1 protein-coding gene is annotated in these 536 nt (G+C 54.1%); it reads left to right on the top strand.

Features of this window, described 5'->3' with window-relative positions; genetic code table 11:
- The first annotated feature begins 14 nt into the window (after positions 1-14).
- Positions 15-413 (top strand): hypothetical protein, encoded by a 399-nt coding sequence (locus JIN85_RS20920; RefSeq protein WP_200274505.1) that lies wholly within the window; start codon positions 15-17, stop codon positions 411-413.
- Positions 414-536: the final 123 nt, after the last annotated feature.

Genomic DNA, 536 nt, shown 5'->3' with positions numbered 1-536 from the left:
GTTAGCCGAAGAAAATGAACACGATCACTGCATTGCTAGGCACCCTGCTCTTGATGTGTTCGAGCGTTTGCCACGCGCTTCCAGATACGCTCGCGAGCTTCCCAGAGATTTCTGGGACGATCAAAGAGATCAAGAAGGGTGAGCTTTGCACAGCGGTTCGTATTGAGCTCGGTGATGCCACAGCGCGCAAGGTGGCTCGACAGATTCATGGTGCGCTGAAGCGGAAGACCTACTACCCATTCAAGAGCTTTCGGCAACCTGGGCGAGACGAAGCACTCTTACTCTTCACAGGTAAGGAGCTTGAGCCTTTCAAGGTTGGTGACAGCATCGTGGTTCGTGGTTACGCGATTATTGCCGATCTGGAGGCGTCGCGAAGAGGTTTGCCGACCTGCACCAAGATCGAGAGAAAATAACGGCTAACAAGTCGCAGCACCCAACCGCCTGATCCGCTCCGAGTCGGATTTTCACCGTGATTAGAACTCTCAACCCACAGTCAACGCGCGGCTGCCATCAGGCGGTTGGTGTGCTATGACGTT

The organism is Luteolibacter pohnpeiensis, from assembly GCF_016595435.1.
Classification (GTDB): domain Bacteria; phylum Verrucomicrobiota; class Verrucomicrobiia; order Verrucomicrobiales; family Akkermansiaceae; genus Luteolibacter; species Luteolibacter pohnpeiensis.
This window is presented reverse-complemented; position numbering and strand designations above follow the sequence as displayed.